18 protein-coding genes are annotated in these 25,935 nt (G+C 50.4%); 10 read left to right on the top strand and 8 right to left on the bottom strand.

The genetic code is table 11. From position 1 onward, the window contains the following. Position 1: 1 nt before the first annotated feature. Positions 2-1,918, bottom strand: a complete 1,917-nt coding sequence (locus tag CFREI_RS10360; RefSeq protein WP_027011697.1) for a vWA domain-containing protein — start codon at positions 1,916-1,918, stop codon at positions 2-4. Positions 1,919-2,084: 166 nt separating this feature from the next. Next, the gene (locus CFREI_RS10355; protein ID WP_051255770.1) at positions 2,085-2,810 is read right to left on the bottom strand and encodes a TetR/AcrR family transcriptional regulator; all 726 of its coding nucleotides are present in this window, start codon (positions 2,808-2,810) and stop codon (positions 2,085-2,087) included. Between the two features lie 656 nt (positions 2,811-3,466). Here CFREI_RS10355 and CFREI_RS10350 point away from each other — a divergent pair. Then, positions 3,467-4,447, top strand: a complete 981-nt coding sequence (locus tag CFREI_RS10350) for a malate dehydrogenase (RefSeq protein ID WP_027011698.1) — start codon at positions 3,467-3,469, stop codon at positions 4,445-4,447. A gap of 8 nt (positions 4,448-4,455) precedes the next feature. Here the strand turns inward: CFREI_RS10350 and CFREI_RS10345 are convergent, their stop codons facing one another. Further along, positions 4,456-5,958 (bottom strand): PucR family transcriptional regulator, encoded by a 1,503-nt coding sequence (locus tag CFREI_RS10345; RefSeq protein WP_051255771.1) that lies wholly within the window; start codon positions 5,956-5,958, stop codon positions 4,456-4,458. Positions 5,959-6,075: 117 nt separating this feature from the next. Between CFREI_RS10345 and gabT the strand changes: the two genes are divergently transcribed. Both gabT and CFREI_RS10335 read left to right on the top strand, forming a co-directional pair. After that, positions 6,076-7,410, top strand: coding sequence for a 4-aminobutyrate--2-oxoglutarate transaminase (gabT, locus tag CFREI_RS10340; RefSeq protein ID WP_027011699.1), 1,335 nt, complete (start codon positions 6,076-6,078; stop codon positions 7,408-7,410). Positions 7,411-7,412: 2 nt separating this feature from the next. Continuing rightward, complete coding sequence (locus CFREI_RS10335) at positions 7,413-8,867, top strand: NAD-dependent succinate-semialdehyde dehydrogenase (RefSeq protein WP_027011700.1); 1,455 nt, start codon at positions 7,413-7,415, stop codon at positions 8,865-8,867. On the opposite strand, the gene CFREI_RS10330 is transcribed toward CFREI_RS10335, so the two are convergent. After that, entirely contained in the window at positions 8,849-10,252 is a 1,404-nt protein-coding gene (locus CFREI_RS10330; RefSeq protein ID WP_027011701.1) for an HNH endonuclease, read from the bottom strand. The two genes, CFREI_RS10335 and CFREI_RS10330, sit on opposite strands and share 19 nt — an antisense overlap. A 766-nt stretch (positions 10,253-11,018) precedes the next feature. Between CFREI_RS10330 and CFREI_RS10325 the strand changes: the two genes are divergently transcribed. The 3 genes from CFREI_RS10325 to CFREI_RS10315 are packed head-to-tail and all read left to right on the top strand — an operon-like array spanning position 11,019 to position 15,612. Further along, positions 11,019-13,709, top strand: coding sequence for a valine--tRNA ligase (locus CFREI_RS10325; protein ID WP_027011702.1), 2,691 nt, complete (start codon positions 11,019-11,021; stop codon positions 13,707-13,709). Then, positions 13,709-15,184, top strand: a complete 1,476-nt coding sequence (folC, locus tag CFREI_RS10320) for a bifunctional tetrahydrofolate synthase/dihydrofolate synthase (protein WP_027011703.1) — start codon at positions 13,709-13,711, stop codon at positions 15,182-15,184. The genes CFREI_RS10325 and folC overlap by 1 nt, the downstream gene beginning before the upstream one ends. Then, positions 15,181-15,612 carry a DUF4233 domain-containing protein gene (locus CFREI_RS10315; RefSeq protein ID WP_027011704.1) on the top strand — a complete coding sequence of 144 codons (432 nt, stop codon included), beginning with the start codon at positions 15,181-15,183 and terminating at the stop codon, positions 15,610-15,612. The genes folC and CFREI_RS10315 overlap by 4 nt, the downstream gene beginning before the upstream one ends. On the opposite strand, the gene CFREI_RS10310 is transcribed toward CFREI_RS10315, so the two are convergent. Genes CFREI_RS10310 through CFREI_RS10295 form a run of 4 tightly spaced genes read right to left on the bottom strand, consistent with a single transcriptional unit; the run spans position 15,609 to position 20,843 of the window. Continuing rightward, entirely contained in the window at positions 15,609-17,183 is a 1,575-nt protein-coding gene (locus CFREI_RS10310; RefSeq protein WP_051255772.1) for an APC family permease, read from the bottom strand. The two genes, CFREI_RS10315 and CFREI_RS10310, sit on opposite strands and share 4 nt — an antisense overlap. Further along, positions 17,180-18,022 (bottom strand): universal stress protein, encoded by an 843-nt coding sequence (locus tag CFREI_RS10305; protein WP_027011705.1) that lies wholly within the window; start codon positions 18,020-18,022, stop codon positions 17,180-17,182. Before CFREI_RS10305 ends, CFREI_RS10310 begins: the two co-directional genes overlap by 4 nt. Then, a complete protein-coding gene (locus CFREI_RS10300; protein ID WP_035111292.1) occupies positions 18,019-19,398 on the bottom strand; it encodes a flavin monoamine oxidase family protein in 1,380 nt (459 codons plus the stop codon). The genes CFREI_RS10305 and CFREI_RS10300 overlap by 4 nt, the downstream gene beginning before the upstream one ends. A gap of 17 nt (positions 19,399-19,415) precedes the next feature. Beyond that, positions 19,416-20,843, bottom strand: a complete 1,428-nt coding sequence (locus CFREI_RS10295) for a gamma-aminobutyraldehyde dehydrogenase (RefSeq protein WP_027011707.1) — start codon at positions 20,841-20,843, stop codon at positions 19,416-19,418. Between the two features lie 211 nt (positions 20,844-21,054). On the opposite strand from CFREI_RS10295, the gene ndk reads away from it, so the two are divergent. From ndk to rpmA, 4 genes are all read left to right on the top strand, one after another. After that, the gene (gene ndk, locus CFREI_RS10290) at positions 21,055-21,465 is read left to right on the top strand and encodes a nucleoside-diphosphate kinase (RefSeq protein ID WP_027011708.1); all 411 of its coding nucleotides are present in this window, start codon (positions 21,055-21,057) and stop codon (positions 21,463-21,465) included. A 364-nt stretch (positions 21,466-21,829) separates the two neighbouring features. Then, positions 21,830-24,373 (top strand): translation initiation factor IF-2 N-terminal domain-containing protein, encoded by a 2,544-nt coding sequence (locus CFREI_RS10285; RefSeq protein ID WP_240483191.1) that lies wholly within the window; start codon positions 21,830-21,832, stop codon positions 24,371-24,373. 169 nt (positions 24,374-24,542) lie between these two features. Next, positions 24,543-24,851, top strand: coding sequence for a 50S ribosomal protein L21 (gene rplU / locus CFREI_RS10280; RefSeq protein ID WP_027011709.1), 309 nt, complete (start codon positions 24,543-24,545; stop codon positions 24,849-24,851). Between the two features lie 44 nt (positions 24,852-24,895). Further along, positions 24,896-25,162, top strand: a complete 267-nt coding sequence (rpmA, locus tag CFREI_RS10275) for a 50S ribosomal protein L27 (protein ID WP_027011710.1) — start codon at positions 24,896-24,898, stop codon at positions 25,160-25,162. Positions 25,163-25,935: the final 773 nt, after the last annotated feature.

The following is a 25,935-nucleotide window of genomic DNA, read 5'->3' as shown; positions in this document are numbered from 1 at the left end:
GTTAGCCGCGTCGTTTGCTGCTAAGGAATATAATTCCTCCGATGATCAAGACAACCACTACGAGCAAGATGCCGAATATGATTGCGTAATTAAGTAGTGTGCCCCAGCTACTTGTTTGTTTTACCTCCGCGTTAGCCGCGGTGGTAGACTGCGCGCTTGAGACATTGGTTGTGGGGGAGGCGTCTGCGGTAAAAGTAGGTCCTTCGACGGGGTTTCCAACTGGGGTGAAGGTAAGGCGGTACTTTACCGGAATTGATTGGGTATTCTCGGTGGCTTTTTCCTGGCGGAAGAGGCTATTGAAACTTATTTGCACGAAATGTTTGCCGCCGAGCCAGGCTGCTGATCGTTCCTTTATGTTTGCAAAAGAGATGGCCCGTTCGGTGCCAAATACTTTTGCCGCATTCTGTGCATTAATATCCAGGCTTCGAGAAGGGAGGGATTGATTGGAATCATCGTCCAGAATTTTCTGCGGCTGGCCGAGCTCATTCAATACTGAGATGTCTAGTTGCCGACCGGTCCGTTCAGTCTGGGTGAGTTCTTCGGCTGCCTGATCCTCCAAGATTTCAACGGTCACATCCAGCGCCTGACCCCAGGAGACTTCAGTGGGGATATACTGCGTTTCACCTTCGACTATGTCCGCGATCACGGTTCCGTGTGCGGGTTTTGCCTGTGTATCGGGGTAACTCAGCGGGGTGACAGATTCTGTGGTACGAGCCTCTGCGGGCTTGCCTAGGTCATCTTTAGTACGGTCTGGTGTGGCAGCTTTATTAAATGGGTCCCCGTAATCAGAAGGCTGTGCCGGGACTAACGCCAATGTCATGTCTAGGTCATCAGGGGCGTCGGCTGTTTCGTATGCGTGGAGGTATATGTATTCCCCTTCGCAATAATTGTCTTTTGCGCCTTGCTCTTTTCCGGTGATAAAAGCGGCGTTTGGACGGCTGCCCACAACATCCGATAGTCCAGAACGATCTATATAGCAGGCACTGCCAGAGCTGTCCTCTGGGGAGATAAAAAACCCGAAGGCATCTTCTAGTATTTTACGAGTTCCAAAGCTGGGGACTGTCGAATAACCCACCTGTAGGTGCATGCCGTTGGGGATCTTTATCTTGGCAAATGATTCTTTATCGCCACCAGAGGGGAGAATGGCATGGATGCGGGTTGGGTGTTGGAGGTCGCCGACGGTGATCTCGGGGGCGTCGCTAAGCTGCTGGGAAAACTTCACCTGTTTGTCCGAAAACTGGTATGAGACACCTGTGCGGGTAGCGGCCCGGGTTAGGTTTGCCTTAAGGCTCTCCGCGCTTGAGGCGTCAGAGTAGGTGCCGCCGGTAACATCGGCCACACAGGAAAGCTCGGCGCGCGCGGCGTCGTCAACCATAAAACCGATAGTGTGTACCACCAGGTCGGTGCCTTGCTCTTTCAGTTGCTTTGCGACGTCGCACACAGGTGGCGGTGCGCAGGTGTCAATGCCGTCGGAGACAAGAACGATTGAGCGCTTTCCCTCTTTTGGCAAAAGGTCATTCGCCTGGAGTAGCGAATTACCAATCGGTGTGTAGCCGCGCGGTTGCAATTCATTTACTTTTTGTTTGAGGTCGGCAATCGGTGTTTCCCCTAGGCGCGAAAGAACCGTAATGTCTTTGCAGCCAGCTTCTTTTTCCTCTTCAGAACTGCCAGTGCCCGTGCCATAAGTGAGCAAACCCAACTTCGATTCTTCAGGGGTTTGATCGAGAAAATCATTTACGGCTTGTTTGGCTGAATCCATACGGGATTGGCCGTCCACATCCTGTGCGGTCATAGATCCTGAAGCATCCAGCACGATCACGGTGGGGTCCATTGATGTGGCTTGAGCTAGGCTCACTGGCGCAAAAACCATCGCCAATAAAGCAGCAACACCAACTGAGCAACGGCGAATTCTTCGCATCGTACTATCCTAGAGTTGATTTAATAAACGTTAATGCAATAAAAAGGAGGCACACAATGAATGCCAGAGGAAATGCTACTCCTGGCATTTTTGTGCAATTGGCATTATGTGGATTTTGTAATTGAAAAGTTATAAACTTTGGTTGGATAGTGCGATATACCGTTAGTTAGCCGTAGATATCCCCATCCACGTCTTGTTCGTCACAGCCTTCGGGGTTGCAGTCATGGGGGTGGATATAGCTCATATCGCCCGTGCTTGGCATGTTGGAAGTAAGGAATGCCAATGCCGAGTCTGTGCATAGGCGGAGCATGCCAACGCTATTTTGTTTATTTTGCAGGTCCGCCTTGTACAACATTAAAAAGGTGTTCCGATTTGAAATACGGAACATGCAAAGCGATGCAATAAGGAGGTACACATCAAGTGCACTAATTCCCGGGCGGAACGCACCTGCGTCCTGTCCAAGCATAAGAAGCTTATCCATTTGTAAGAGCACACTCGATTGTTCTGTAAGTGCTTTTACGGTGTCTATTTCGGCGTAGGAGTAAAGATTCTCCATTAAGATAAGGCGTGCGGCATTTGGATGTTTTTCAAATTGCCGATAAATCACTTCCACTACTTTTCTTACGCCGTCTACGGGCACAGTGGATTCCAATTCCAGAGCTCGCGGTTCGGGCCTAAGTTGTGCGATTGCTAAATAAAAAGTCTGCAAATACAAGCCCTTTTTATCACCAAAGTGATAATGGATCATTCGCTTAGACATTCCAGACTCTTGGGCGATTGATTCGAGTCTAGTCTCGTCAAATCCTTTGGTAGCGAAGCTGTGCAGGGCAACCTCAACGACCTTATCTGTGGTGACTGCGCCAGCCTCAGTGTCGGTGAGAGGGGCGTTCATGCTTCTTCCTTTCTTATTGTCTTCTTGTGCGAATGAACCTTTTAAAAGCGTACCGTTTTACCAAATACCGAAATATACGTTAAAGAGTTTTGCTCGGGGATAGATAGTGCTCCAGATGTCTGTGTGGCAAAAGGATATGGGGGATCTTAGGTAATGATTTCATCGTGCCTTATTCCGCCGGTGTTTCAAGAGGCGGACAGGAAACCATTCTATTGCCGCAGGTCAAATTTTAAGATTGCGTAAATTCGGGGGTAGTTTTGCCAAAAATGCTGTAGAGAGCCGGTTGGAAGTTGGTCGAAAGCGTGCATCATAGGGGCCGATTCACAGCGTTTTATTGAGCAAAATACGTGAGTGACCTTGGCCACAAAAATATTCTTCCTTTCGAGGCTCGTTTTGGGGGTGAAAAGGGGGTGAAAACCGCTGGTAGTGACAATCGCCAGCGGAGAGTTCGGACAGTACTATTGTAAAAAGTTGCCGGATCAGTTCGAATCCCTTGCGGGTAATCCCTATGGGTGCTTTTTGGGCAATGCGAAGTGCGCGGGGAATCGCTAGAGTTGGTCGTGAACGACGGCCGAGAAGCTGAATATACAAGCCCAACGTGAAAAGCTAACAACCAGCCGTCGGAGGACATATCTCGTAGAGAAGAGGATCAACACATGACTCTTGCCCCAAAGAAGGTCGTTGTTACCGGCGCAGCTGGCCAGATTGCTTATTCGTTGTTATGGCGTATTGCCAATGGCGACGTGTATGGCAAGGATGTTCCATTGCAATTGGAGCTCCTGGAAATTCCTGCTGCTCTTGGTGCTACCGAGGGCGTCGCTATGGAGCTTCTAGACTCAGCATTCCCACTGTTGAAAGGCATCAATATTACGGACAAGGCAGAGGTCGCTTTCGATGGCGCAAACGCTGCATTCCTTGTTGGTGCAAAGCCTCGTGGCAAGGGTGAAGAGCGTTCTGCTTTGCTTGCTGCAAACGGTCGAATCTTTGGTCCGCAGGGTAAAGCCATTAATGACCATGCGGCTGATGATATTCGCGTACTTGTTGTGGGCAACCCAGCAAATACGAATGCCTTGATTGCTATGAACCATGCTAAGGACGTACCAGCTGACCGCTTTAATGCCATGATGCGTCTTGACCACAATCGCGCTCTGTCTCAGCTGGCCACCAAGCTCGGCAAAGATTCTGACGCTTTTGAAAAGGTTGTTGTATGGGGTAACCACTCTGCTACCCAGTTCCCAGATATCACCTGGGCAACTGTTGGCGGGGAAAAGGTTTCAGACTTGGTTGACCGCGAATGGTACCTTAATGAGTTTATTCCACGTGTGGCAAAGCGTGGTGCTGAAATTATCGAGGTTCGCGGTAGCTCTTCTGCAGCTTCTGCGGCTTCCTCTGCTATCGATCACATGCGCGACTGGATTCAGGGCACTGAGGCTTGGTCTTCCGCTGCTATCCCATCCGATGGTTCCTATGGCATTGATGAAGGTCTTGTTGCTGGCTTGCCAACGGTTGCCCGTAATGGCAAGTGGGAAATTGTTGAAGGCCTGGAGCTCTCCGATTTCCAAAAGGAGCGCATTGCCGCTAACGTCGCTGAGCTTAAGGATGAGCGTGACGCAGTAGCCGCTGCTGGGCTGATTTAACTCGTTGGCTATAAGCCGTCATCTTGGTTCATTCCAAGGTGGCGGCTTTCGTCTGTTACTGGTTTCCGGGTGACAGTTACCAGCAATAGCTCGGCCCTGGTCACAGGGTTTTCTAGATCAACCTCGCAAATTTCGGAGATTCGTTCGAGGCGGCTGCGAACGGTGTGGCGATGGATTCCTAAAGCTTCAGCAGTGGCAGTGATTTGGGCGCCGCGTTGTAGGTGCGTGGCTAAGGTAAGACGAAGATGGGTGTCATGCTGGCGGTCATGGTTTTCCAATCGTCCAAGGGTTTCATGTGCTCGTTGATCCAATGCGTCCATAACGGCGCTGCCACGGAGCCACGCAAGCGTATTTCCTTGTGGCCCTAGGTGTTCTCCAAGGGGAATAGATTTCGCTGAGGTTACCAGGGAACGTATCAATTCTTGATCAACACTCTTCCATGGGCGAGAACCTCCAATGCATATTCGAATCTTTGCAGTGTATTCGCCAAATAGTTCGATAATATTTTCCACTTCACGTGAGCCGCGGAAAAGAAATAGTGCTGTGTATTTGTCCAGATGAATACTGCAAAGTTCGCGGGTATGCACTACAAGGTTTTTGTCGATAGTTTCAATGGCTTGATTAATGTGTCGATCAATATTGGAATGAATCACCACCGGCCGCACATGCCCATGTGAATCTGCAATACCGGCAAATATCTTTTCTATTTGGCTGGCTTCACCGGCAAACCCCAGCAGCATTGAAAGAGCTAGTGCATTTAATTCACTGCGAGCATTCCGCAGGGAGTGTGGACGTTGTAATAGCAGGTCAGCCAGGCTTGCGCAGTGCTTTACAAGGTTGCGTTGTGCTGAATCTAGTGGGGTGTCACTTACCGTAATGAGTTGGTGAAACCTATCTCCAAATGTCAGCATTTTATGGTTGATTACAAAAGCATCTTCGGCGGGCTTGGTTGCATCCAATGCGCCGTACTTGGAGTGTGTAATAAGCCGTTGATCATTGTCCTTAATGGCCACTGCTGCTTGTAGATCGATAGCAAGCTGTTCGATGAGCTTTTCGACGCCCCCGGTGATTGCCGCTTGGTTGGCGCGACGCTGTGAGGCTACAAGCCGTTCCTGTTGGCGTATTTGCCGGTTTGCTATTTCCTTATTTACAACCGTTTGAATCGAAATAAAAGGTGTGTCATGTGGAACCTCAAAGAGGCCGATATGGTGGTGTTTCGCGGCGTCGATAAGCGCCTGGGGGATGGATTGAAATGCAAGCCCGGTACCAAAACCCAGTGCAACAACCCCTGCGTCCGCTAATCGGCTCATATATTCGCCAAATTGGTGTTCGTTATTTTGAAAACTTATTCCAATAGTGAGCACAATTGAATGGGGGAGCAAAAACTGGGATGGGTCGGGCAATTCACTAGTCTGTACAATTTCAAAATCGCGTGTTGCGGGAATAACCTCTTGAAGCGCCAGGGCGCGCTGATGGAGAAGCCACCGCACACTTAATAATGGTGTTGCCATACAACCCTCCAAAGTGGACATTTTGGGTCGAAAGTTTCGCCGCGCTGCACATAGACCGCGTTGGCCGTCACAATACATGATTTTTGTGACCTGAAATGATCGTGAGAGGCAGCCCCAATGAAAGACCTTGACTATCGACTACCGCAAAAACGCAGTATTACTACTGTTTTGCCAGGACCGAAAAGTGCAGAACTTAATGAACGCCGGGAAGCCGCAGTAGCCAGTGCGCTAGCACCCGGGCTGCCAGGCTATGTCGTCGATGCGGATGGCGGCGTGCTCGTTGATGCGGACGGAAACTCCTTTATTGATTTTGCCTCTGGAATAGCTGTTACTACCGTTGGCGCCGGAAATGCAAAAGTGGCTGAGGCAATAGCGGAAGCAGCCCAACACTTTACGCATACATGTTTTATGGTCAGCCCATATGAGCCATATATTGCGGTGGCGGAAAAACTTAATTCCCTTGCCCCGGGAGACCATACAAAGAAAACTGTGCTTCTTAATTCCGGTGCGGAAGCAGTAGAAAACGCGGTGAAGATCGCCCGCGCCTACACCAAGAAAAACGGCGTTGTTGTGTTCGACAATGGATATCATGGTCGCACAAATCTTACGTTGGCAATGACGGCGAAAAATAAACCATATAAAAGCCAGTTCGGTCCGTTTGCCAGCGATGTTTACCGGGCACCAATGTCCTACCCACTGCGGGATAAACTCACAGGTGAACAAGCCGCCGACCGTGCAATCACTATGATTGAACAGCAAGTCGGAGCAGAAAATCTTGCCTGCGTAGTGATCGAACCCATTCAAGGCGAAGGCGGCTTTATTGTGCCTGCGCCTGGATTTCTCCAAGCATTATCCAGGTGGTGCACCACCAATGATGTGGTCCTGGTATTCGATGAGATTCAGGCTGGCATGAGTCGTACCGGAGCTTGGTTCGCGGCTGAGCATGAAGGCATTTGTCCCGATTTAATTACCACCGCAAAAGGTCTTGCCGGAGGAATGCCATTATCTGCGGTAACTGGCCGTGCGGAAATTATGGACGCCCCAGGCGTTGGGGGTCTCGGGGGTACATACGGTGGAAACCCCGTGGCCTGTGCGGCGGCACTTGCTGCAATAGAAGAAATGGAAGATTTAGGTCTTCATGGCCGGGCACAAGAAATCGAAGCGATTATCCGCGAAGAACTCGCCGAAGTTGCAGAATTGGAAATAGTAGCGGAAATTCGTGGGCGTGGCGGCATGATTGCCATAGAATTTGTTAATGCATATGACCAACCCAATCCCAAGGTAACAGCTGCTATTGCAGCAGAATGTAAAGCAGCAGGAGTGCTAATCCTGACCTGTGGAATGGATGGAAATGTGATTCGCCTCCTACCACCGTTAGTTATCCCCGAGGCGCTACTACGCGAAGGGTTGCAGGTTTTGCGCGAGGCAATTCAACAACACGGGGAGAGGTAGACATGAATAAATTAGCTGCTGTACCAACCCTATTGTGGATTGGAAACCACCAAGTTCCCGCCGCACAAGGCGAAACATTGCCTGTTATTGATCCTGCAACCGAACAGGTCATCGCAGAAGTGGCCAATGCTGGGAGCGAAGATTGGCTGCGGGCCCTTGAACTTGCGGATGCCGTTCAATATGAATGGGCTGGGTGGGCGCCGCGTTTAAGATCCGAGGTTCTCCATGAGATCTTTGTAGAAGTAATGCAGCGAAAAGATGAGTTCGCTACGGTCATAAGCACCGAAATGGGAAAACCATATGCGGAAGCTTTTGGCGAGGTTGCATACGGGGCTGAGTATTTTCGGTGGTTTGCCGAAGAGGCGGTGCGTATCCCGGGGCGTATAGCGAAAGCCCCTGCTGGAACCGGAACCATATTGGTTGATCGAACGCCAGTTGGGCCAGTGTTAGCGATTACGCCGTGGAATTTTCCACTGGCCATGGCAACCCGGAAAATCGCTCCTGCATTGGCTGCTGGATGCCCTATTATTGTTAAACCAGCTGCGGAAACCCCATTGACTATGTTGCTGCTTGGGAAAGTGATCGCTGAAGTATTTGGCAAATACAAGGTGCCGAGCGGCGTCGTTAGTATTATTACTACTTTGCAGGCTGCGGCAATGTCAGAGCAGCTACTGGCTGATTCTCGGTTGCGGAAAGTTACGTTTACTGGATCCACGGCGGTGGGGAAGCAATTGGTGCGGCAATCGGCAGATTGTTTGCAACGGACTTCAATGGAACTCGGAGGTAATGCTCCCTGTGTAATTGCTGCGGATGCTGATTTAGATTTGGCTTTGGGGTGCGCACTACAGGCGAAGATGCGTAATGGGGGAGAGGCTTGCATTGCAGTGAATCGCTTCTTTGTTCATGAGGACATAAGTGCCGAGTTTATTGATCGGTTTACACAAGCGATGGCGGGGTATCGGATAGGACACGGCCTTGAACCGTCTACAACCTTGGGGCCAATGATTACAGCCGTGCAGCGAGATCGAATTGCTGCCCTGGTTGATAATGCTCTTACTGGTGGTGCTCGGGCAACCACTGGTGGCATAGTGCCAGACAGGCCAGGTTTTTTCTATCCGGCGACAGTGTTGGTTGATGTTCCGAATAATGCCGCAATTTTGCATGAAGAGATTTTCGGTCCGGTGGCTACGGTTAGTACGTTTACTGATCTGGAAGATGCAGTTGCTCGAGCCAACGATACTCAGTTTGGATTGGCTGCGTATGGTTTTTCGGAGAATGTTCATTGTGCGCAGTTTTTGGCGGAGAATTTGCGTGCAGGAATGATCGGTATTAATCGCGGGGCGATTTCAGATCCAGCTGCACCGTTTGGCGGGGTAAAGGAATCTGGCTTCGGGCGCGAGGGCGGCACTGAGGGCATAGAGGAGTACCTCAATCCCCGTTACATTGCGTGGACTTGAAATTCGAGCCAGTCCAGGTACTGATCGCCTGCGGACAGGGGTATCCCATAGCGTTCAAGGTGCCGTTTTCGCTGTTTATTACGTTGCTTTTGGAGCGTGGTGCCCCACCGACCTAGCCCATGGTTACCCGGCGGGCGTCTCGAATATTCTTCCGATTCTGTGGCGTTGGGGTGTCTGCCGGTAATGCCCTCACTGGGGCCTGCGATAATCCCGCCAAGTGCTCCTAACGGCTGGGTGGTAATTGTTTGCCCGGTGTTAAATTCCCAGGTTATGATTCCGTATTCATCACTGGTCGCGTGGACATGTCTATCAGTTTTAAAGTTATGGTGATGCCTGCACAATGATTGCAGATTCGAAACTGTGGTCCATCCTCCGGCCTTGTGATTGATCACATGGTCGATATCGCATTTTCTGGCGTCGACCGTGCAGCCCGGGAAGCGGCAGGTGCCATCGCGCAGCATAACCACCATGCGTTGGGCAGGTGTGGGATCATGCGTGGCTCGGCATTGTTCGGCTATCGACGCCGCGTTAACGTATGTGTAGTCCTGCGACAACCGCAGCTGTTGAGTTTTTGTAAGCCGACCAATGCTTTGCGCATGAACCATAGTGACTTGTTCGTCGGGGTCGATTTCGCAAACTCCAAAGATTTGGACCGTATGTGTTGGTGTTGTGGTTGGTTCACCACAGATCTTTACAGCAATGACTTCGTCTTGGCGGATTCCCTGGTCTTTTGCTGCTACCTCAATATGTTCTTTCACAATATGGGCTGTATCACTAGGCATGGTGACGATCATCGTTGAGGCCCCTACTTGGCTAGAGCGAATTAGCTCTACACCAAAGTTCGCCTGCGTTATCAGTTCCGCAGTTTCCTTACTTGGAACATCAGGGTCTTCTGGGTCGTCGTAAAGCCCAAGTCGAATGAGCTCGTCTTGGAGTGCCTGCCGAATATACTGCCATGTCGGCATAGCTTGCCGCGGGTAATGCGGGCTTAGTTTATCTACTAAAAACTCATCGATTCTGCGCCATAATTCACCTGGAGTACCAAAACAAGGCGCAGCAACAAGTCCATACCAAATTGTGCGCAGCATTTCATAGTTCAAGTGCCCGAGTTCGAGGGCTAAATTTTTCAGCTTCGGCAGGTAGTGGTGCAATAAGAAACACGCACCCATAATATTCCGCATTTTCGCTTCAGAGTATTGCCCACTTAATGTGGAGAGATCTTTGACAATCTCATCAATATTCGAATGTAGGAAATCCACACCGACCGTTGCAGATAAATACGTGCGCAAAAAGTGTTGATTTTGTAAAACCTCAAAAGCGCCAATCACATTATCGGGATGGTGCATAAGGAAACCAATAGGCTCAGATTTACATTGCTGATCCATTGTTTCCTTCACCTTCCGTCGTTCTTACAATGTATTCTACTCTGATTTTAAAAAAGAAAACAGTATACCTGCAGCTAGAATAGGGTTTTGCGCCATTCGTCTAACTACCCCCGCGCGGTTTGGCTACCAGGTAAAACAACATGCACTTATATAGTGGGTCATTGAAAAACGATGTTGTTCAGTGTGGGAATAGTCGGTAAGGAATTGTGAAAATTAATCCGTTATTTCCACGCTGCTGCACAAAAACTGCCACCGATATGAAAAAACCCTAAATGTAAAAGTAATCCCTTTAAAAATTTCTCCGTGATGCTCGTCATATTTCCGAATACACTTCGGGGGTAGTTGATAGTCAGTTTGTATTTTTATTACGTTGTGAAGAGTATACCGCAGAAAACCTGCCTAAAACTCGATTTCAATGTGATTCTGTTATAAAGTCGATGAGTTTTTATGGTAAAAGGAAAGTAATGTGCCCAAGAGCGAAGGCGAAAAGGCAGATATAAATAGTGCACCGCTGGAAGGGTAGTCCGAACTAGAGAAACGCACAGACGCATCGTGCGCGATGTTAAATCTGCCTTTCCCGCCACGAGCAAACGTAAATCTGCCTGCATCCACGCTCACAAAACCAACACGCCTCACGCTCACAAAACCAACACGCGCCCGCACCAATCCGCTTCGAAACCAGAGCAAAGCCAAAACCTGAGCCATATATATCCGGCAGAAAACCCCACGGATAGGTGGTTGCTAAGTGACTCTCTAAGATAGAGGGGTGACTAATTTGAATCGCGCTGATAAATTGCCCGCAAGCTGGGACCCAAAGGCTGTTGAGTCTTCGTTATATGAAGAGTGGGTTCGTCGTGGTTATTTTACTGCGGATGCTGCGTCGGAGAAGCCTGCGTTTTCTATTGTTTTGCCGCCGCCGAATGTGACCGGCAAATTACATATGGGGCATGCGCTGGACCATGTGCTTATGGATTCACTTGCGCGCCGTAAGCGTATGCAGGGCTTTGAGGTGTTGTGGTTGCCGGGCATGGATCATGCTGGGATTGCAACACAAACGAAAGTAGAGGCGATGCTTAAGGAAACGGAGGGGAAGGACCGTTTCGATTATTCGCGCGAAGAATTTGTGGAAAAAGTTTGGCAGTGGAAGCGTGATTATGGCGGGCATATTAGTAGCCAGATGCGCGCTATCGGTGATTCTGTCGATTGGTCACGTGAACGCTTTACGCTTGATCAGGGTCTTTCGCGCGCTGTGCAAACTATTTTTAAGGAATTATTTGATCAGGGGCTTATTTATCGTGCGAACAGGCTTGTGAATTGGTCTCCGGTTTTGGAAACTGCCGTTTCTGATATTGAGGTGGTCTATAAAGACGTTGAGGGCGAGTTAGTTTCCATTCGTTATGGTTCTTTAGACGATGCCGAACCCCATGTGGTTGTGGCTACTACCCGCGTAGAAACGATGCTTGGCGACGTCGCGGTAGCGGTGCATCCGGAAGATTCCCGCTATACCGGGCTTATTGGAACTACCTTGCCGCATCCGTTTATTCCGGATCGCCAATTGATTGTGGTTGCGGATGATTATGTTGATCCAGAATTTGGTACTGGCGCGGTAAAGATTACCCCAGCCCATGATCCGAATGATTATGCGCTTGGTTTGCGGCACAACTTGGATATGCCGAACATTATGGATACCACCGGTCATATTGCCGGCACTGGTACCGAGTTCGATGGGATGGATCGTTTTGAAGCACGGGTGAAAGTCCGTGAAGCTTTGGCGGCGCAGGGACGTATTGTTGCGGAAAAACGCCCGTATTTGCATTCTGTTGGCCATTCCGAACGTTCGAAGGAACCGATCGAACCACGTCTTTCCGAACAGTGGTTCGTTAAAGTGGAGCGCTTGGCAGCTATGGCGGGTGATGCAATCCGTAAAGGCGACACTACTATTCATCCTCAGTCTTTGGAGCCTCGCTATTTTGACTGGGTGGATAATATGCACGATTGGACGATTTCTCGCCAATTGTGGTGGGGGCATCGTATTCCGATTTGGTATGGACCGAATGGGGAAGTGGTATGCGTTGGCCCTGATGATCAGGCACCAGAGGGGTATGTGCAGGATCCAGATGTTTTGGATACTTGGTTTTCTTCTGCGCTATGGCCATTTTCTACTATGGGTTGGCCAGACGCTACCGAGGATATGGCGAAGTTCTATCCAACTTCGGTGCTTATCACCGGGTATGACATCCTGTTTTTCTGGGTGGCGCGTATGATGATGTTTGGCACGTTCGCGGCGTCGTTACCTAATTCTCCTTTGGGGACTACCCCAGATGGTCGGCCACAGATTCCGTTTAAGGATCTGTATTTGCATGGTCTTTTACGGGATGAAAAAGGCCGGAAGATGAGCAAATCCTTGGGCAATGGTATTGATCCGATGGATTGGGTGGAACGTTATGGCGCGGATGCTTTACGGTTCACTTTGGCTCGTGGTGCGAATCCAGGCGTGGATTTGCCTGTGGGTGAGGATGCTGCGCAAAGCTCCCGGAATTTTGCCACAAAGCTTTTTAATGCGACTCGTTTCGCATTAATGAATGGTGCTGAGGTTGGAAAGTTGCCGCCGTTAAAGGAGCTTACTGACGCCGACCGTTGGATTCTGGACCGCCTCGAATCTGTACGCGAATTGGTGGATGATTGTTTGGATCGGTACCAGTTTGCTAAGGCGAATGAGGCGCTTTACCAGTTTGCTTGGGGTGAATTCTGTGACTGGTATTTGGAGATTGCAAAGGTACAGATTCCTCGTGATCCTGCGTCGGCTTCCAAACAGGAGTTGCAACGTGGGGCATATACCCGAATCGTGCTTGGGCATGTGCTTGATAATCTTTTGCGTCTGCTGCACCCCGCGATGCCATTTGTTACGGAAACTTTATGGCGTGCACTTACAGACGGAGAGTCGCTCGTAGTTGCTGATTGGCCGGTAGCTCGGGCGGAACAACAATCTGATGTGCAGGCAGAGCGCCGGATTAAAGACCTTGTAAAGCTGGTTACTGAAATTCGCCGTTTCCGTTCTGACCAGGGCGTAAAGCCATCCCAAAAGGTTCCAGCACGGCTTGATTTTCAAGCTGCGGACTTACAAGGTCAGCGAGAAATTGTGCATGCTTTGGTGCGGGTTGAGGAACCTGGCTCAGATTTCACGCCTTCGGCGTCGATTGAGGTTCGACTAAGCCAGGCCACAATTGTGGTGGAATTGGATACCTCGGGGACAATCGATGTTGCAGCGGAACGTAAGCGTTTGGAAAAGGAACTTGCGGCTGCACAAAAGGAATTGGATACCACCGCGAAGAAACTGGATAATGCGGCGTTTCTTTCGAAAGCTCCGGAGGCTGTGGTAGCGAAGATTCGTGAGCGACAGCAAGTTGCTCAGGAAGAATTTACAAGGATTACAGCGCGTCTTGCGGAGTTGGGATAATGCTTTCGTTTGATGAGGATGGTTTAACACTTCCGCTAAACGACGCCCCGGTAGCGCCACCATCTTTGGAAGTCACTGCCGAGGATTTGCACGAACTTGCCATTGTGGAAGCGGAATTGGATCAACGCTGGTCGGAGGTGAAAATCGATCCGACATTAGAGCGTATGGAAATGCTTATGGACCTTTTGGGTAATCCCGAGCGATCGTTCCCGGTTATCCATATTGCTGGAACAAATGGCAAGACCTCAACAGTGCGCATGGTTGAGTCGCTTATGCGGGCATTTCATCGGCGTACCGGACGCACGACCAGTCCACACCTGCAATTGGTTACGGAACGAATTTCCATTGATGGAGTGCCATTACACCCTCGTGACTATGTGCGAATTTGGCGTGAGATTCAGCCCTATGTGGAAATGGTGGATGCTCGGTCAGAGGCAAATGGTGGCCCCAAAATGAGTAAGTTTGAAGTGCTTACTGCCATGGCCTATGCGGCTTTTGCTGATGCCCCAGTTGAGGTCGCGGTCGTTGAGGTTGGTATGGGCGGTCGTTGGGATGCCACAAATGTGGTGAATGCAGATGTTGCGGTGATTACCCCTGTGGGACTCGACCACACGGACTATTTAGGGAACTCATTAGCGGACATTGCTGGCGAGAAGTCGGGGATTATTAAGTCCCGCTGGGATGTTTCGGATTTGCTTTCGCCGCCGGATAACGTGGCGATTATTGCCGAACAAGAGCCTGAAGCCCTTCGGGTGATTTTGGAGCAAGCAATCGCTGTGGATGCAGCAGTAGCCAGGGCCGGTTCGGAATTTGGCGTGGTGGAATCTCGTATTGCGGTTGGTGGGCAACAACTCACCCTTAAGGGTTTGGGTGGTGTGTACGAAGATATCTTTTTGCCGCTTTCTGGTGAACACCAGGCACGTAATGCTGCTTGCGCGCTCGCGGCCGTCGAAGCTTTTTTCGGTGCTGGTAGTGGTCGAACCCTCGATATTGAAACTGTGCGCCAAGGGTTTGCAACGGTCCAGTCGCCAGGTCGGTTGGAGCGTGTGCGGGCCACACCAACCGTATTTATCGACGCCGCGCATAATCCTCACGGCGCCCGGGCGCTCGGTGCTGCCCTCGAAAGGGATTTTGATTTCCGACGTCTGATTGGGGTTATAGCGGTACTTGCCGATAAGGACGCGCGAGGTGTGTTGACGGAATTGGAACCGTATCTTACTGAGGTTGTTTGCACGCACACGACGTCGCCACGCGCGATGCATACTGATGACCTTGTTGCGATTGCTCAAGAAATTTTTGGTGAAGAACGAGTCCATAGTGCTTCTGACTTGCCGAGTGCGGTGGCGTTGGGAGTGTCGCTAGCAGAAGAAGTTTCGGACTATGGTGAAACCGTATCCGGATCTGGTGTGGTTATTACTGGTTCCGTAGTGACAGCGGGTGAAGCCCGCACCCTATTTGGAAAGGATCCAGCATGAGTGAATCCGTAACTCCGAAAGAACCAGAATATGGTCCATTAGGACCTGGACATGCCCCTGAAAAAGACCCCATGAAAGGGTTGCGTGGCGTTATGGCCGGTACCCTTGTTATGGAGTCTATTTCGATTCTGCTGGTACTGACTGTAATAGCACGAATAGATAATGGTATTTATTGGACCACGTTTAACTGGGTATATGTGACTGCGGTTGGTGTAGCTATGTTCCTGGTTGCATTTATGCAACGCCAACCATGGGCAATGAGCGCCAATCTATTTCTGCAAGTATTTGCACTCGTGGGTTTTGTTGTGCACCCATCAATGGGCGTTATGGCATTGATTTTTATCGCTGTGTGGTGGTACATCATCCACCTTCGACGCAATCTTATTGAACGCATGAAACGCGGACTACTAACCACACAACATACTTAATCTCTACCAATATTGGCTTCCTGGGCTGCGGGATGGTCAAACACACTGATATCTGTGCTTTCATTCAGCACAAGCACATTATCAGTGGGAAGACCGCGCCGTAGCCCTTTGCTTTGGAAAAATGCCGGATTGCGTACCCAGGTAATAGCTAAAACAAGTATTCCGCTACACAACACAACAACACCGAGTACAAACACTAAACCAATACCAAACAGAGATGATCCAGAACCATAATCTGGGTCCATTGCGTCATAGGAAGTTTGTACAAAGAACACCAATAGCAGTAATCCACCAATAAGTGGACACAGTAACTGCGTTATAAACGTTTTAAAGCTTCGTGTGCTTTCTTTCCGGAAATACCAGACACAGGCGAACGCTGTGATTGCATAGTAAAAGCACACCATCATGCCCAACGCCGTAATGGTATCCCATAGGACAGCCTCGCTAATGACGCGCATGACTGCATAAAACACAAAGGAAATACCTGCGGCTGTCCATGTAGCCACATCGGGTGTTTGGTGCTTAGGGGAGATATGTGCGAAGTGTTTTGGCAAGGCCTTGTAATATCCCATTGCAAGCAAAGTGCGTGCCGGGCTAATAAACGTGGATTGCAATGATGCTGCAGAGGAACCAAGCACTGCCAATGACATTAAAATTGCTAACGGTCCCATTACTGGTCCTGCTAATTCAGCAAAAATATTCGCTTGAATTGCTTGGTTACCAAGCCCATAGCGGCCGTCACTTGTACCCGCAAACGCTACTGTAGAAAACGCAATCAGTTGGTACAAGAATACGATAACCAAAATAGTGGTTGTGGCGGCCCGCCCAGGGGTGGTATTGGATCCTTCAGTTTCCTCACTCATAGTGAGCACAACATCCCAGCCCCAATAAATAAACACCGATAATGCAATACCCGCTGCAAATGCCGAGAAACTTTCTACACCAAATGGGTTTAACCATTCCAAAGAAATTTCGGTTGCATCAAATGCTTGGCCAGTATTGGCTTTATACAATGCCATGCAGCTAAACAGTACGAGTACTACTAATTGAAAGCCAACAAGCACATATTGCAGTGACTTTGTAGTGTCCATTCCCCGATAGGAAATATATGCAGCAACCACAATAAATACGAAGCACGTTGCTACATTGATTGCGGTATTATTAGCCAGGTCCGCAAGTTCTGGTTTTCCAAAAATTTGGGCGAGTAAAAGATAGAAGAATGAAACGGCGATTCCAGCCAAATTTGAAAGTACTAGTACCGTTGCGGCGAGTAACCCCCAACCGCCTAGCCATCCAATTACAGGTCCGAATGCGCGTGTGGCCCATGTAAACGTCGTTCCAGAATCCGGCATTGAAGAATTCAATTCCCGGTATCCGATCGCTACCAAAAACATTGGAATAAAACCAACCAAAAATATCGCCGGCATATGTCTGCCAACTTCGCTGGCGGTAGGTCCTAGTGCACCCGAAAGAGTGTACGCAGGTGCAATGCAACTAATGCCAATAACGGCAGCGGCGACCAAGCCAACTGAATTACTGGAAAGGCCCTTTTGAATAACGGAGTCACTCATGGTGAACCTCCCGGATTAATGGTGTAATCACGTGGCACTACAATCATGGGAACATCCAGTTCACGAAGTATTTTCATAGACACCGCGCCAAGAAAAACGGTGCGTGGTTCAGCAACTCGGGAAGACCCAACAAAGAGCAAATCGCTTTGCCGCCAACCGACGCTTTCTACCGCCTCCGAAACCTTTTCTCCTTCCCCAAGGGTGATTTCTACAGGCAAATCAATACCCGTTTCATCGATTGCCTGTTTGAGTACAGCTTCGGTGTGTGCAGCCGCCGTTTCTGGTTCGTAGGTCAATGCCACAAGCCGCAGCGGAAGCCCTGAATGCTCGGCTAAATGTAAACCCGCCGCCACTAGCGAATTCGATCCCGGCCTGGTTCCCACAGCACAGTTCAAACGTTCTATTTTGGTGCTGCGGTGACCGCGTGGTGCAAGTGCCACAGGTACTGGTGCCCCATAGAGGAGATCTTGTGCAACCGACCCTAACCGATGGCGTTTTAATGGGCTTGTAGACGCAGCCCCCACCACAATGAGATCCGCACCTGCGTTCTGTGCTGCGCGCACCAGTCCTTCACTTGTCGACGCCGCGGATACTAGGTGACCACTCGCCGAAACATCATCAGGAATCATGGATAGCGCCCCTTCTAACCATGTGAAACCTTGGCGGATTAAAATGTCATTGGTGGCACCTGTGGGTGGATATTCGCGGGAAAATTCATTGTGATGCCGCAGTACTAGGACAATTACCAATTCGAGGTGCAAGCAACGGGCAAGATCAATGCCTGCGGTGAGGGCATCAATGCCCGTGGGAGTGGCTTCATAGCCGACAACGCATTTCATTGGCGCTCCCGAACCAAGGTGGCAAGAGTTTCGGCTACTTGGCGGCCCATTCGAACGGCACCATCAACATGCTGGTAGCCCTCACCTGCAATATCGGAACATGCAAAGTGAATTCGATCAACGGGATCATATTGGTATTTACCAAAACGGCTAAGACCGCCGAGATCGTAGGAAGCTGCATAGGCACCGCGTGTCCATTCCTCCGAACCCCAATCAGACTCGTAGTAGGCAATAGGGTGTTTGGTTTCTTCGCCTAACATGACGGACATTGCCGCCAAAATCGCGGCCCTACGATCGTCCGCACTGAGTTGGAACATTTCATCGGCTTTTTCATCGGAAACAAAGCCAACAAGAGTGCCGCGTTGATCGCCGTAACTAGTATTATCGTAAATCTCTTGCACCAAATGTGAGCTGGAAAAGCACGTACCCGATAAGCCTTTTTCACGCCAGAATGGTGTGTCATAGGTGGCATGAACTTTAATTACTAGGCCCATGGATTGATGCTGATGCATTACATGCTGTAGTCGTGGCATTGCAGGGACATAGCTGATGCGATGATACAGGGTTGGGGGGACCGCAAGAATCACGAATTTGGCTTGAACTGACGTATTGTGGTCGCCGTAAACGGTCACATAGTCAGGATTGGAATAATCGATCGTTCGAACAGGAGTCCCGAGCATAATATGCTCGCTACCAATCCTTTCTGCGAGTTCAAGCGAAACTTTTTGCATACCGCCAACAACGCGGGCGTCGAGAATAAAGTCCTCATTGACAAGGTTGGAGAAGCTGCCAGCAGACGCCGCCATATGCACGGCTTGCAGCGCGGAGAACGCATGTGCTGGTTTGGTGAGCATGCCGCCTGCGATAAAAAGGCCAATATTATTACGGGCTTCCTTATCGTCGGATTGTTGTTCGAGCCAATGTTGGAAACTTACGGTGTCAAGGGTTCTGGCCAGCGGATGATCCCAGGGTGCCGCAGGATTCATATCTGCTGTAAGGCCATCAAGAATGCCGATAAGGCGTTCTATTTCCCGTTGGGTTTCGGGTGCGCAAGGGAAAATTTCGCCTTGATATCGCCGTACTTCGCCATTTGGCGCCACATAAATTGAATCGCCTTCACGGTACCGTTGGTATGTTTCAAGTCGGAGTTCTTCGAGAAGTGCAATGAGTTCGGTTTGGTCCGGAGAAACCCACTGGCCGCCTATCTCAAACCATCCGCCGCCGCGCACATCGCTTTCGGTGCGTCCACCGACACGTTCCCGGGCTTCCAGAATATGGAATGTAATGTCTTGTTTCTGTAATTGGTAGGCAGCGGATAAACCTGCAGGACCTGCGCCAACAATAGCGACATCAACAATATGGTTTGGTTGATTCATCAGGGTTCTTCCTTGATTTAGTGGGCGACCATAACGTGCTTAATGCGGGTATATTCTTCAACGCTGTAAAGGGAGAGATCTTTGCCATAGCCAGAATCTTTAAAGCCGCCGTGCGGCATTTCTGCAACCAGTGGAATATGGCAATTCACCCATACGCATCCGAACTCGAGTTCACGGCTGGCGCGTTCGGAGGCATTGAGGTTGGTGGTCCATATCGACGAGGCAAGGCCATAGGAAACATCATTTGCCTTGGTAAGAGCATCATCGAGTGTTTCAAATGTTTGTACAGTGAGTACTGGTCCGAAAATTTCTTCCTGGATTTCGTTATCGTCTTGGCGTAAACCAGTAATAACTGTTGGCTCCAAATAGAAACCTTTACTACCAACCCGATTGCCACCGGTAAGGATTTTGGCGTGCGGTGGAAGCTCCGCTAGTACTTTCCGGACCTTGTCAAAGTGCTTCGCATTATTAAGCGAACCGTAGAATGCCGCTGGGTCATCTGGTGCGCCTGGGCGGAGTTTTTGCACTTCCTGTACAAGTAATTGGATAAATTCATCGGCACAATTGGATTCCACAAGGATTCTGGTGGCGGCTGTACAGTCCTGTCCAGCATTGAAAATGCCAGTTGCGGCGATATTTTCGGCAGCATTAGGAAGATCAGCATCTGCGCAGACAATGACTGGTGCTTTGCCGCCGAGTTCAAGGTGGCTGCGTTTGAGGTTTTCACCAGCTGAGCGGCCGACGGCGCGTCCGGCTGGGACGGAACCGGTTATTGCTGCCATGCGAACAGTCGGGTGAGCAATAAGGGTAGCGCCGGTCGATGCGTCGCCGAGTACGAAATTGACCACTCCAGGTGGCAGGACGTCGGCAATGATTTCGGCGAGCTTTAATGTTGAGCTGGGCGTGGTGTCGGAGGGTTTAAGTACTACAGTATTGCCTGCAGCAAGTGCGGGGCCAAGTTTCCAAAACGCCATCATAAGTGGGTAGTTCCAAGGAGCTACTTGAGCGATCACTCCAAGAGGTTCCCGCCGAATGGAAGATGTGTGCCCTTCCATATATTCACCGGTTGATAAACCGTGTAGCATTCGAGCCGCGCCAGCGAAAAACCGCATTTGATTTGCGCCTGCTAGAACTTCTTCCTCTTTGACCATTGCGATAATCTGGCCGGTTTCTTCGCATTGGATTCGAGCGAGTTCGTCTGCGTGTTCTTCGATACCGTCGGCGAGGTCTAGAAGGTATTTTTGGCGTTCGCCAGGCGTGGTGTTGCGCCATGTAGCAAAGGCTTTTTCGGCCGCCTCGATGGCTTGATTGATATCGGACTCATCGGAGACTGGGCTGATTCCGATTGTTTCCTCTGTTACCGGGCTGATAAGGGGGAGTTCTTGGGTTCCATGGGCTTCGCAGAATTCATTATTAATAAAGTTCTTTTTACGCTCGATAGCCATATCTGTAGCTCCTTTACCGCAACGCCTATGGTGTAGTGATTCACCAATAGCGAGCTATTGTTACTTGCGTTACATATGGGCTATCGTGCCTGCGGAGTAGCCTTTGTGTCTCTAGTCGCCTTGGCGAATCTTTAAATGTAAATTGTCCACTTTGGTGAATTCCCTGCTGGCAAACTCCACCCTGAAAAACTTCAAGGTATGGTTATGAAATATGACTGAACGTACCCTGATTTTGATTAAGCCAGATGGTGTTGAACGCGGCCTGATCGGTGAAGTAATCTCCCGCATCGAGCGCAAAGGCCTAAAGATCACCGCCATGGATCTGCGCGTTGCAGATAAAGAAACCGCAGAAAAGCATTATGCAGAACATGTAGATAAGCCATTTTTCGGTGAGCTTGTAGAGTTTATTACCTCCGCACCATTGGTTGCGGGTGTTGTAGAAGGTCCGCGCGCAATTGAAGCATGGCGGCAGCTCGCCGGTGGCACTGACCCAGTTGGCAAAGCAACTCCAGGCACCATTCGCGGTGATTTCGCTTTGGAAGTTGCCACGAATGTTGTCCATGGCTCTGATTCCCCAGAGTCGGCAGAACGTGAAATCGCTATCTGGTTCCCAAACCTTTAAATGGAATTTCCAAACCTGCGGGCCTGCTGTAGGTGAAAAAATCGAACGCTCCTTTTCGCTTGATATGGGAAAGGGGCGTTTTCGGCGTGTTGGGGAACAGTGTAAAAGCCCTAGAAGCGGGCACCTAAATGGGGTTGGTTTGTGTACTGGGGTGTATTGAACACGGCATTGGCGGTGCAGTATGAAACAATAGTTGAGGCGAGGTGGTCTACATCTCGCGTGAAGCTTTAAAAAGTTCATTCCCTGTGCGGCTCGCGAATAAGGTTTGTGTGCCTCGCGCCCGGGGATTTTTGCATGCGTGGCTAAAGGAGAAACGGTGGCTGACACCACTGAAGATAAATTAAAGAATTTTGATCGTTCCAAGTTGGAAACGAAAACACGGGTACATGCCTTAGCAAAAATGCTTGGTGTACCGTCCCGAACATTGGTGCTTGAGCTTGATCGATTGGGATTTGTAAAGGTCGCGCAATCGACATTGAGTGTTGCAGAAGCAAATCTTTTGCTTGATGCAATGATTCCGGCAGAAGAGCAGCCGCAAGAAGATCAGGATAAACTGCGCCATCGCGTGGAAAAAAATGTGGCCAATGAAATCCGTCAGATCGAACAAAAAGTAGATCAGCAACTAGAGGATTTTGCGGCCGCTGTGCAAGAGGAACAACAAGCGGAATTGCTGGAAGATGTGGTTTCAGAAATCACTCCCGCGCCATCTACCAGCCCGTCATTTGTAACGCCTATTTTTATGGCGCCGGAGGATGAGGCAGCGTCAGTAGTCCCCGCGCCGTCGATAAGCGAAGAACCTGAAGAGATTGATGAAGGAGCACGCCGGAAGCGCCGCGGCCGGCGTGGAAAAGGCCGCGGTCGGGGTGCTACTGAGGTTGTTGAGGTTGCGGAAGTTGAACAAACACAAGACCCCGTAGCGATTAAAGGTTCGACTCGCTTGGAGGCACAGCGGAGGCGCCGCGCGGACCGTCGGGAAGAAAATCGCAAAAAGCGCCACATTGTAAGTGAAGCGGAATTTCTGGCGCGCCGGGAATCCGTTGAGCGCTCAATGGTGGTGCGTGAAAAACAACGCGAAGATCATCCAGGGCTAATTACCCAAGTTGGTGTGCTCGAAGATGACCTGCTTGTTGAGCATTTCGTGACCTCAGAATCCCAAACCACAATGGTCGGAAATATCTATCTTGGCCGCGTACAAAACGTGCTGCCAAGCATGGAAGCCGCGTTTATTGATATTGGAAAAGGTCGCAATGGGGTGCTGTATGCCGGTGAGGTGGATTGGCGTGCGGCAGGCCTCGGTGGTCGCGCTCGTCGTATCGAACAAGCACTCAAATCTGGCGATCAAGTGCTAGTGCAGGTTACTAAAGACCCAGCGGGCCATAAAGGGGCTCGGTTATCTACTCAAATTTCGCTGGCCGGCAGGTTTCTGGTGTATGTACCGCATGGGCATAGCGCCGGTATTTCCCGGAAACTACCAGAAACAGAGCGGCGTCGCCTTAAGGAAATCCTTAAAGACATTCTGCCGGAAGAAGGCGGTGCGATTATTCGTACTGCTGCCGAAGGCGTAAGTGAGCAGGAAATCGCCGCGGATGTCCAACGCCTCCACGCTATTTGGGAACATATTGCCGAACGCACAGAGGAGGAGAAAAACTCCAAAGGGGCGAAACCAATCACCATGTATGAAGAGCCCGACATGCTGGTGAAAGTTGTTCGCGATCTATTTAATGAGGACTTTACCCGGCTTATTGTTGAAGGCGACCGCGCCTGGAAAACCGTTCATTCGTATGTGCGATCAGTTGCTCCAGACCTTTTACCTCGCCTTGAGCGTTATCAGCCTGAAGCCCACGACGGCGCAAATGTATTTGAGCATTATCGTATTGATGAACAGCTCGCTAAGGCGCTTTCCCGGAAAGTATGGTTGCCTTCCGGTGGCACGCTGGTTATTGACCACACCGAAGCAATGACCGTAATTGATGTCAATACCGGAAAGTTCACAGGGTCTGGTGGAAACCTCGAGGAAACCGTTACCCGAAATAACCTTGAAGCTGCTGAAGAAATCGTCCGCCAAATGCGTTTGAGAGATATGGGCGGTATGGTTGTCGTGGACTTTATCGATATGGTCTTGCCGGAAAACCAAGACCTGGTATTGCGGCGATTAACTGAAGCTCTTGGGAGGGACCGCACTCGCCACCAGATTTCCGAAGTAACTTCGCTAGGGCTTGTCCAAATGACTCGTAAACGCTTAGGAACGGGTCTGCTGGAAACCTTCTCCACCGAATGTGAGTTCTGCGAAGGTCGCGGCATAATCCTTCATGACGATCCCGTGGAATACCAAGAAGTTCGTCCGCCATCCCGCAAAAAGCTGGACAAGCACCAAAAACAAGAAAAGCCAGTTCCGCACGCGCAGCCAATTGGGGAACACCCGGCCGCCACTGTAATGCACCGGCACCAGGCGGAAGAGAAGAAACCAACCATAGAAGAGCTCGCCGCAGCCGTAGTGATTACTGAGGAAGAACAACCCGCCGCGCAGCAAACCTATGAGGATGCTATTGCCGAATTTGAGGCTTCTCCGCGACGTAAACGCGCCACCCGCGGGAACTCCCGTTCTGATCGACGCCCAGAGCCCAGCGATTTTGAAAAGCCTGCTGAGTCCGAGCATACGGATACTGTCGAAAAACCGCGGCGTGGGCGGCGTCGAGTAGCAAAAAAGCAGCGCGATGAAGCGGTTGTTGAGCACCTTGAGGTTATTGAAACTTCTATTCGTAAGGGACGACGCCGTGCAGTCCGCCGCTCAATGAGCGCTGCGGCGCCTGTGCGTGCCGAAAAACCAGCCAAAGAAAGCACTTCAACCCAAGTTCGAACCGGGCGCGGACGACGTCGTGTTGTTCGAAAAGCCTTCCGTTCGAACTAGGCAGTTTGGTGTTTACACCCTGCAAGGGGTAGGCTTCGAAAGTCGCAGTTTCAGGTGGAGTCTATACTCCACTAAGAAACTCAAATGCAGTAAGAAAGTTAATTCAGGCCACTGCTTGTTTGAAGCGCGGTGCCTGATCCGAGTTTATAGATAAAGGGGTAGCCCTCCTATGTACGCGATCGTCAAGACCGGCGGCAAGCAGTACAAGGTTGCCGAAGGTGACCTCGTTAAGGTCGAGAAGATCGAGGGTGAGCCGGGTGCATCCGTGGCTCTCACCCCGGTTCTGCTCGTCGATGGCGCCGACGTAACTTCCACCGCCGACAAACTCGCCAAGGTGAGCGTCAAAGCCGAGATCGTCGAGCACGTAAAAGGCCCGAAGATCCGTATCCTTAAATACAAGAACAAGACCGGTTACAAAAAGCGCCAGGGTCACCGTCAGCCCCTGACCGTTGTAAAAATCACCGGAATCTCCAACTAGTAGCCGGCAGGCTCACAATATTTTCCAAAGGAGGGAAATAGACAATGGCACACAAGAAGGGCGCATCAAGCTCAAATAACGGTCGCGATTCCGAGTCAAAACGCCTTGGCGTTAAGCGATTCGGTGGCCAGCAAGTCAAGGCCGGCGAAATTCTGATCCGTCAGCGTGGCACCAAATTCCACCCAGGTGAAAACGTAGGCCGCGGCGGCGATGATACCCTCTTCGCTCTCAAGGCAGGCGCCGTGAAATTCTCCACTAAGCGCAACCGTCGCACCGTCAATATCGTAGAAAACGAAGTAGCTTCTGCGTAACAAATCGCTGTAGCAGTGCGCTTGTAGCATCTGGTTATGGTGGCGCCGCTCTAGTTTTTAAACTAGGGCGGCGTTGTTGTGTCTTAGGTTGTATGCGACATGTAGGTTGGGGGTTGAAGGCCAGTGGGGGAGGGCCGACGGGGGTGAGGGCGCTGAGGGGGTGATAAAACTAGCCGTTATTTATGTTAAAATAATGAGTGAAACAATTTGTAGGAGTTTTTAAAAAACTTGGGACTTTTGTATCACGACGCTTCACAAAGCCCCAGGTCAGATTTAGCTCGATGGTACAAAATGGAGGGGTTTTCAAAAAAGTTCTACATTTTGTACCAATCGGGGAAACCTCGGTTCAAGGCGCCCTCGCCGAACCCTTTATTTCTTCGAGGTACCACACCAATCCGGCGCCACACCAATCCGGCATGAACTGTACGGGGTTGTGTTAGGTGGGCTGGGCTTGGGCCTCGCGCAGATTAGTTGCGCAATGCTGGTTACCTGGGGATTGTCGTTTAGTACACCATCTTGTGCGCAATCGGTGTGTTTGGCGACAAAATTATAGCGCCAGAGGCTGTTCGGTGACGCTTTTTACACCAATTGGACGCAAGATGGTGTATTTGGCGACAACCCAGCCCCGGATGGGGGAAATGAACAGCACCATCTCGCCCTTTGTGTCGCCCCGAGCCGCCGTCATGAGCCGCCACCATATTCCCTCCAGTTCACCGCCCCCAACCCCACACCCCAAACCTCCGCAATCAATCCGGCACCACACCAATCCGGCA

Source organism: Corynebacterium freiburgense (genome assembly GCF_030408815.1).
Lineage (GTDB): Bacteria > Actinomycetota > Actinomycetes > Mycobacteriales > Mycobacteriaceae > Corynebacterium > Corynebacterium freiburgense.
This window is presented reverse-complemented; position numbering and strand designations above follow the sequence as displayed.